The following is a 9278-nucleotide window of genomic DNA, read 5'->3' on the forward strand; positions in this document are numbered from 1 at the left end:
ACGATCTTTATCGCAGGAGCCGTGCTCGCATGACAAACGCCATCGCAAGCAAATTCGCCATGCAAGCATGGCTCCTACGGGTTCAGTCGATATCCTTGATGACCCAGTCGCTGCCTTCTGACACCAGCTTGCGCTGACAGCCCAGTTCCTGCGGGTCATTGTCTGCTCCGGTCAGGGCCAGGACCACCCGCTCACCGCTACCTCGCAGCTCGTTCACCCGGGCGACAAAAGCAGCATCCTGCAGGGAGCCCTCCGCCAAAATGCCACTCAGCGCGGCAGCGTCAGTGCGCGCCGCGAGCATTTTCAGATCGGCACTGAACCCGGTCGCCGGGCGAGCCCGCCCGAACACTTCACCGATATGGTCATAACGGCCGCCCTTGGCAACCGGCTCGCTCTCACCGGGCAGGTAGGCGGCAAAGACACAGCCGGTGTGGTAGTGATAGCCACGCAGTTCGCCCAGATCCAGGTGCAGTTTTACACCCCGGGCATCCAGTACTCCGGCCAGCACCGCCAGTTCATCCAGCGCCGCCACAGCACCGGGAAAATCACCCAGCAGGGTGCGAGCCTGATCGATCACGTCGACGCCACCCGCCAACCAGGGCAGGGCCGCCAGGGCACGAGCCGCGGGAGCCGGCAGATCACGCTCTGCCAGGAAGGTATCCAGCTCTACCCGCGCCTTACGCACGTAAATGTCTTCCAGCTGACTTTGCTCGGCATCGCTCAGGTCACAGGCATCCAGCAGCCCACGGAACAGGCCCACGTGGCCCAGATCCAGCACCACCTGATCGGCCACACCGGCCAGAGCCAGGGTATCCAGCAGCAGACTCATCACTTCCAGATCGCTGTCGCTGCCAGCATGACCAAACAGCTCTACACCAAGCTGGTAAGGCAGACGGGTGGCGCCGGCCACGGCCGGGCGAGTACGCAGCGCGCTGGAGCAGTAGCAAAGGCGAGAGGGGGCCGAACGGCGCAGGCTGTGGGCATCCATCCGCGCCACCTGGGGCGTGATATCCGCGCGTACGCCCATCAGGCGGCCAGTCAGTTGATCGGTAATCTTGAAGGTTTCCCGTTCCAGATCACGACCGGCGCCGTTGAGCAGGGATTCGAGGAATTCGATCAGTGGCGGAAATACCAGTTCATAGCCCCAGCGCTGGTAGAGATCCAGCGTCTGCCGGCGTAATTGCTCAATGGCCCGGGCTCGTCCCGGGAGAACCTCTTCTACCCCGTCGGGCAGTAGCCACTGTTCTTCCTGGTTCATCATTTACGACCGCATCAGTAGTAGCAGGCCGGCACCCAGTATCATCAGCACCAGCCCCAGAATTCTCAGTGTTCGCCCGGGCATCCGGGCAACCTGCAGCGCTGCCTCACGCGCACGATTAGGCGCCAGAAACAGCGGAATGCCCTCTATGACCAGTACCAGGCACAGGGCCTTGATCAATAAGCCTAAATCCATTGTTCCTGCCAGACAGCCACAAAAAAACCGGGAGCCTCGGCCCCCGGTTGCAGCATTCTACCACGGTCGCCCGGCGGCAGATAGGTTCCGGGCGCCCCATCATCGACTGGCTGACAGAGGGCCTGGAACGGGCCTTCGGGCTAGTCCTGGCTAACCCTTACGTCATAGCTGACAGCCCCCTGCCCGCCGGGTTGCAGCTCGCCGGTAAACTGCCATTGCAGGCCACCCTGATAGCCACTGCCATTGCTGCCATCCGGGGCAGACAGGGCACAGGCGCTGAGCGCTGCCGGCAATGCAGCAGGGCAAGTCGCCGCCGCATTGAGGGCGCTGTAGGCCGGGGTGCTGTCTGTGACGATAACCTCGGTCAGAGGATTGCTTCCCTGATTACGGAATATCAGCCGGTAGCGCAACACATCCCCCGGCGCCGCCTGGTTGGCTGTGGTGTCGGTCGCGTCCACATCATCGCCGGTGTTGGCGATGCCATCCGGACCAATATTGCGCACCTGCTTTTCCAGCTGTAGCTGGCCGGCAGCCAGCCGGGTCGTATCCGTCACCTGCGCAGTGGCCTGGAACGCGGTACCGGTATAGGTCTGGGTAGCGGAAAGCGGGCGGCTGTGGAGCGCCTCCACCGGTGCATCCGCAGGTGCAAACACTTTGGCCAGCAGGCACAGCCGGTCACCCGCCGTCACATTGACACCGACGAGAGGCAAGGAGGCATCCGCGCCGTCCAGCTCGCCGTTACAATTGTCATCACGATACAGCGCATCGTTCCAGGCGGGTGCCGCCGGGCTGGTGGTGGGGGCTTCCAGTACAAAGTCCACATTGCCGGCACTACGGGCGGTAAAGCGGTGGCTATAGAAACGGCTGCCGCCCGGCGCTACCACGCCCTGCTGATCCGGCTCCAGTATCGGCAGGCCGGCATCACCAAACAGGATGCCATCCCAGACAGTGCCGGTGGCAGGCACCGTCAGGCTCATCACATCGTCATTGGCGGCACCGCTATTGATACCGGCACCGGCGCTGCCGCTATTCTCGGAGACCGACAGCAAACCATTTGGAGTAGCCACCACCAGACAGGCGCTCTTGCCCACATCCGCCAGAGCCGCTACCAGCTGCCAGGCACCATCCCCATCCGTGGTGGCTTCCGCCAGCACCGGGTCGCTGGCAGAACATTGCCCATTATTGTCCACGTCGTGGTACAGGGTTACCGGCACATTCGCCAACCCCGGCTCATCCGGCCCTTTCTGGCCATCGTGGGCCATTGCCCCAACGCCGTTGTCTTCAAATACCCAGCCGGACAATGGCCCGGCGGTAGCCGCCGGGGCCACCGTCACCTTGTAGTCCTCCACTTCACCGCCCATGACCAGCAAGCCACCCGCAGGCACGTCCGGGGCATTGGCGAAACGGAAGCGGGCATAGGTATCGCCTACAAAGGCTCCCGGAGGGACAAACACATTCAGCCGGATCTCACCCGCCGCCGGGTTGGTATCTTCCGGGCCATTATCCCGCACGTTCAGTGCCACCTGCTCACCAGCATCATTCAGATCGCTGTCCCGGTTCCAGTCGATCCAGCCTTGCAGGTAACCCTGCCCCGCTGAGGTCTCGGTAACGATAATGTCCAGAGTCGCATTACTACCCGGCACTAATGAGGAGAAGACAACCCCCTCTTCTTCCGCACCGTCCGCATCGGCGTTGGCTGAATTCTGGTCCGCCTCTTCCGGGCCTGGCGGAATCACGCCCAGATATGGTTCAGGAGCAGCCAGGGTTGCCAGAGAAATATTATTGATATCGGTATCCGCTGTCGGCTTGCCGCCGCCCTGAGCTACCCGAGAGGCGAAATGGCCACCACTTTCCGGATAGCCACCAGCAATATCACCGTGATCTTTCTGAATAAACACGCCGAACGCCAATGCCTGACCGCCACCGGTATTGATGGTATGCCGGGTGGTCATAACGCCCTGGGTCATTGCCAGGAAGCTGCCCACGCCATTGCCAGGCAAACTGGACAACAGCATCCTCTCGCCACCATTTTCAAAACGCATTTGCAGATCGTTGGTCCCCGGGGCGACGGCAAATAGCTCCCATGGACCGCCATTGGTTTCCGAGATAATGGATTCACCATTATCCGTATCTTCCGCATCAGCGATGATAATCTCAGCGGATATCGGATCACCTTGAAGAAAAACCTCCCAATCGATCCGGAATGAAGGATTGGTATTGTCAACATTCCCCAACCCGATGGGATTCACCCCTACATAAAGGTCATCAAGGAGATCACCCGTCCAGCTACCCGTCACATAAGGCTCAATCGGCGACGTGATATCCGACACTGTGGCGCGAATTTCAACGGGACCGTACACCCAGCTTTTCAGGATCACATCCGAGGTCTGGAAAACGCTTTTCCCCAGACAGTTCCAGTCCAGCCAGTAGATTGCGTCCCGGAAAGGGCCATTGCCACCAGAAGCGATCCCTCCACCGGAAGCGGACGAGCCCGCCTCACAGAGGGAAACAGAGCGAGAGGTAATCAAATAGTCCTCAACCTCACCATCCGGTGCACCTTCCGTTGCATCCAGCTCCTGCACGGACGACCAACGGAAGCGGGCATAGGTGTCACCCTCTACGACGGTGCCACTGGGTGCCGCTGTCACCAGGATAATGCCGTCGCCATCCTCATCCTGGAGGTCAGTGGCGATACGCTCTTGTGGGTCGTCGAAAACACCGTCGCCATTCCAGTCAACCCAGGCCTGCAGGTAACCATCATCACCGGAAACCGAGACTTCGATGGGAGTCAGATTGGGCAGCGCTCCAGGAAAGATCACACCATCATCGAAACTGTCAGCGGCAGCATCCTCATCGTCATAGCTCAGGGCATCCGGTGACACCTCATCACCCAGTTGCAGATTTGAGCCGAGGATATGTGATGGCTCACCAAAACTGATTGGGGCATCACCATAATCTACCAGCACCTGTGGCGGCGCACTGGTGACACAGATTTTCTGCAAGTTTGAAGAGCCACCCGTGGATGCGGTGAATCCAAAATATACGTTGGGATCACCGGAAAAAACCGTGTTAACAAAGTCCACATTCACCGTGGACGTCAGATTGCCATCAAAAAAATACTGCAGCTGATCACTAGCCGGATCCCAGTTCAACTGAACGGTATGCCAGTTACCGTCCTCTATATTCCCAAGATCTTCCACGGAACTATAAAGACTGGCAGCACCACCACCGGATGAATTCGCATAATTTTCGGGGTTATAAATAGCAGTATGATCGTTAGCAATATCGCCGTAACCGCTGCCGTTATCATAGGTATCAAACTCAACGGCAACAGCAGGATTGAGCCCGCCCACGCCCAACGCGCCACCAAACACACCCGTAGCACTATTCCCCGCAGGATCATTCTGAAACGCAAACGCTATACCATCAGCCCCTGCAGCATTCTTGGTACCCAGATAGACGGAAAACTCAACAGTAAACGCTGAAAGCAAACTGATGCGTTCATTAGACCACGCCGAGCCCGCCTGATTGCCCAAATCTTGCGTTAACGTGATTTCCCCCGTGCCATTATCCCTGGTTGCAGAGCCACTTAACTGCATGCTCGTAGACACAGGAAGATCACAGAACAGAGAGCTCAACGTTATCGCGTAATCTTCTACCTCACCATCATCTGGGCTGTTACCAACCCCTGGATCCGGCGATTGTGTGAACTTGAACCTGGCATAACTGTTTCCATCCGAAATAGCCGACGGAACCGATACCGGAATAGCCGTTTCCGTAACAAAGTTACTGGAGCCTGCACCGCTGACCGTCTCACCATTATTTTCAATATAAACATTGCTTACTGCCCGCTCCCCGGGATCGGAGAAGTCACCATCACGATTCCAGTCGAACCAGGCATTTAAATAACCACTTCCGTAAGTGGAAACGTCAATATCAACATCTTCATCAGGCACAAAAACCCGACCATCCAGAACATTGCCAGCAACGGAAATGCCATCTTCATCATCAAAATTGACAACCGCCCCACCAGCACCATCAGTGTCATCACCCCGCGCATCAGCGCTTTGTTGCTGCGCACCATCGCTGTCTGGCACCAGGCCTCTGCCAAGCCCTAACCGGCTGGAAATTGATTGGCGCGATGATGGATACGCAGCCGAGGTATCACCATAATCCGTATTGCTTTCGATAAGATCCTCAAAATCATCGACCCTGAAGGAAATAAAGTACCCTCTATACGACCCCAGACCTGAATTGTTGCCATAGGCGTTATCGTTTTGAATACGAATGTCGGCTGTTGATGTTCCTACAAAAACCACACTGGCGCGGCATTCCGGGTCGACCGAATTGCTATCATCCGTACAGTTACCAGAAGTTCTTCCTTGAATGCGAGTATTGTAGTTGCCGCCAAAATACGAGCCGGAAAGAACAGATGTCTGCGAATTTTCTGATACGTAGGATTGAGTAGCAGGACCGGTATTGAAGTACAGGTCATCTGTGGAAGTGCCTGAAGATGAATCCAGATCGAACCCGGTGACGATCAAGCGATCAACTTCTACAGGGGTTGAGGTTCCTGCCCGCACCAGTGTTAAGCGCATATCTACATGGGCCGCATTGTCTGCAAAATCCTGATCGTTGATATACACTTCCAGGACTTGATTGCCGACACCGACGCAACTTGGTCGCCCCCCTCCTGGCGAATGCTCATTATCTTCGCTCAAGACGTCGACAAGCAGATCCAGGGGCTGCCCTTCATACGTGGTATTGGTACCAAACCGGTAGCTGGCCACTCCACAATCCTGGCCAGATGTAACACTTCTCGTTCCACTCAGAGGAACACTGACGCCCCATGCCTGTTGACTTAAAAAAAACGATATCAACAGGACAAAAAACACCCCGCACGGCATACCCGCTAAAAAAGGATTGTTGTAAGAAGGGTTTCTGTGAGCCATTTTCATTCCACCCGTAAGCCGAAAATCAGCATGGCGGCTTCGCCGGGACCCAGCAACCCAATCTCGGCAGACACATCGCCAGTGGCTGCATCCGCTGGTTCCACCACGCTGCAAACACCCGCCGGGGCTTCACAGCTGGTTGCTGCTGCCAACATGCTGGTGAATGGCTGGGTACGATCGTTGATGATGACCTGATACATAGGCTCCGCGCCGGTGTTGGTGGCGGTCAGACGATAAATGACGCACTGCTCGCCGGGAGTCACTTCGAAGCGAGTGAAGACAAAACAGTTGTCGCCGCTGCATGCGCCAGGGCCATCGGGAATACCATCGCAATCCGCATCCAGGGCTTGCTCCTTGGTGATGGCCACGTCGGTGTTGTTGGTTGTAGTGGTATCCGTTGCGGAATCGCTAACACTCTGGCTGGCGCCCTCAGCGTTAGCGGTGAGCGTTTTCACATTGGTGATGCCGAAGGCCACGGAGGCCGGAGCAAACACCTTGGAAAAAATAGCCAGGCTTTCACCCACATCCAGAACGCCATCGGCGCCAGCCGTCTGCAGTGCCACGCCATCTCCGATTAACGTATCTGTCGGGCCCCAGACACCATCGCCGTTACTGTCTTCATAGAGCACCACGGACCAGCCATCGTCGGACGCCGCATCCGGGGTGCCCGAAAGCAGCACATTGCTGAGCGGCACATTGCCGGTGTTGGCCAGTTGATGGGTATAGACCACCGAGCTTCCCGGCTCTACCTGCCCCACCTGATCCGGGGTCAGGGCCAGGGCGGGGCCAGCCACCACGGCCACCGCATCCAGCTTGATATCGCTGGCGCCGCTGGTCTGCGACAAGGCACGGAAATACAGATTTAGGGTATCGCCGCCCTGTGCGTTTGCCGGTGCGGTTACCCGGGCACAGATCCGACGATTGTCGCTGGCAGGGATCAGCCCGGTGTTGTTAAGCACCGCGCCCAGTGAGCTGCAATCGCCGTTGCCACCGTCGCGATAAAAACTCACCTGCCAACCTGCGGGTAACTGCCCGGGGGCAAAATCCATGTCGCTGACCGCCAGGACATAAGAGTCCTGCCGCGCGCCGGTGTTATTAACCACCAGCTGCAGTATGGCCTGTTCCCCCGGGGCCACATTAACTGTCTGAACCGGCGCCGCCTCCGGGCCCGCTCCTTCACCGGGGGCACCGCCATTCACCGGCACATCATTGGTCAGATCCACGCTGTTGGCGAGAATGCTGAGGAGGATATCGCTGACCGCGTTAGTGACCTGAGGGTCGGTGACAGAACGCGCCATCTTGGTGACTTCAAAGGGACCGCCCAGGGCATCCGGAGGCAGGGTGGCCTGCATTACCACGCGCACCCCACAGGCCAAGTTAATGCTGTCGGTCACGAAGCGGGGCGGACACTGGCCACCGGCATCCGGCAGCGGGATCGGCCCGGTATCAGCAACACCATTGCCATCGGTATCCACCAATGGCGTACCACCGTCGCTTTTGTACAACTGGAACACGGTACCCGCCGGGAAGGGCGTGGCCAGAGGCGCGCCAAGTCGATCCTCCGCCGGGTCCACAAGAACATCGAAAGTGTCTTCGCCATCGCCCCGGTTCCAGATCACGTTGCTGAACGATGCCACTCCACCCTGCCCCAGGCTGGCCAACTCCACCCGGTTACCGGTGTTGCTACTATCATCCTCGCCGGTCAGGCTATCGGATTCGCTGTTGTTGGCCACCACGGCGGGCAGCAGAGCTCGCTCGATAATCCGGTAATCCACGGTGTTGCTATCAAAGGGCCCAAAGGCATTGCTGCCGTCGCCATTCTGATAATTCAGCGTTGCCAGGTTGCGCACCCGGTCGCCGGCGGCCAGCCCTGCATCAATATTGACGTCAAAGGCCAGGGAACCCACCGCTCCCGGTGGCAGCTGGGCAATGACAGCACGAACCCGATCATGGCAGTCGCTGTTTGCCGCACCGGTATCGTAGGCACAGTAATCGATCAGGTCCGGGGCACTACCCTGGCTGCCATCGTCACCGTCATCGGTCAGCACGGTGGCGCCGCTAACAGTCCAGCGTGCCGAACCCGGCACATAGGTCATTCCCGCATTTACACCGTCCACGGAAATCTGCGGCAGCAGATCCTCGATTTCCACCTGGGTGGCAACCTGATCGGACGGATTGCGATAGGCCAGGGTCACCGTAACCGGCCCTGAGGGCGAGCGACCCTGGCGAACACTGAGGGATTTGACCACTTCCAGCACCGGCCCCTCGATCAGGTTGATGGTGTCGGTATTGGCTGCCGTCAGGGCGGCATTGCTGTTGCTGGTAGCGGTGACATCCAGCGACAGGGACTGCCCGCTAATGGCCACGCCGCTCACCTCGGCTTCGATGACCAGCGCAAAGCTGTCACCGGCCAACAAGTCCGGGGTCGGGGAATCCCAGCAGCCATCGGGATCAGTATGGGCAAACAGGGGGGCGCCGCTGTCCGGCTGACCATCGCCATTGGCATCCGGGAATACAGACCAGGCAGCGATATCCGCATCGATGCTGTCCAGACAGAGCTGGTAGCGATCCCGACCATTACCGGTATTGGTCAGGGTGTGGGGGAAATACACCACGCCCCCCGGCAGCGACGGCTTGCTTTGCGCGCTGACCAGTTCGATGCCGGGCACCGCCTGTATCAGGGTTTCCACCAGGTTGGAGGTGACACGCTGGGTCTCGGCCAACGCAGAACAGCCATCATCCAGACAGGCCCGGTAACTGGCCGATGCCTGGTTCTTGATGACCGTTCCCGCCGCCGGCGCCGCCGCCTTGACTGCCACGGCAGTCAACAATAGCAACGTTATACCCAGAGATTTGCGCGTCACATTCATCCC

5 protein-coding genes are annotated in these 9278 nt (G+C 58.5%); all 5 read right to left on the reverse strand.

Translation table 11 applies throughout. The annotated features are described in order from the left end of the window. Window positions 1-82 precede the first annotated feature (82 nt). A complete protein-coding gene (locus T9A_RS03255) occupies window positions 83-1261 on the reverse strand; it encodes an ATP phosphoribosyltransferase regulatory subunit (RefSeq protein ID WP_035245024.1) in 1179 nt (392 codons plus the stop codon). Further along, on the reverse strand, window positions 1262-1453 hold the full coding sequence (locus tag T9A_RS03260; protein WP_035245026.1) for a DUF2065 domain-containing protein: 192 nt from the start codon (window positions 1451-1453) through the stop codon (window positions 1262-1264). A 140-nt stretch (window positions 1454-1593) separates the two neighbouring features. Further along, a complete protein-coding gene (locus T9A_RS03265; RefSeq protein WP_408605290.1) occupies window positions 1594-5409 on the reverse strand; it encodes a CshA/CshB family fibrillar adhesin-related protein in 3816 nt (1271 codons plus the stop codon). Next, on the reverse strand, window positions 5355-5564 hold the full coding sequence (locus tag T9A_RS17260) for a hypothetical protein (RefSeq protein ID WP_232222011.1): 210 nt from the start codon (window positions 5562-5564) through the stop codon (window positions 5355-5357). The genes T9A_RS03265 and T9A_RS17260 overlap by 55 nt, the downstream gene beginning before the upstream one ends. A gap of 843 nt (window positions 5565-6407) precedes the next feature. Next, on the reverse strand, window positions 6408-9269 hold the full coding sequence (locus tag T9A_RS03280; protein ID WP_232221986.1) for a COG1470 family protein: 2862 nt from the start codon (window positions 9267-9269) through the stop codon (window positions 6408-6410). Window positions 9270-9278 lie beyond the last annotated feature (9 nt).

The organism is Alcanivorax jadensis T9 (assembly GCF_000756655.1).
In the GTDB taxonomy this organism is placed as follows: Bacteria; Pseudomonadota; Gammaproteobacteria; order Pseudomonadales; family Alcanivoracaceae; genus Alcanivorax; species Alcanivorax jadensis.

Excerpts from the sequence above, each read along its gene's own strand:
- T9A_RS03260 (WP_035245026.1), bottom strand. The coding sequence starts at position 1,453 with ATGGATTTAGGCTTATTGATCAAGGCCCTGTGCCTGGTACTGGTCATA.
- T9A_RS03255 (WP_035245024.1), bottom strand. The coding sequence starts at position 1,261 with ATGATGAACCAGGAAGAACAGTGGCTACTGCCCGACGGGGTAGAAGAG.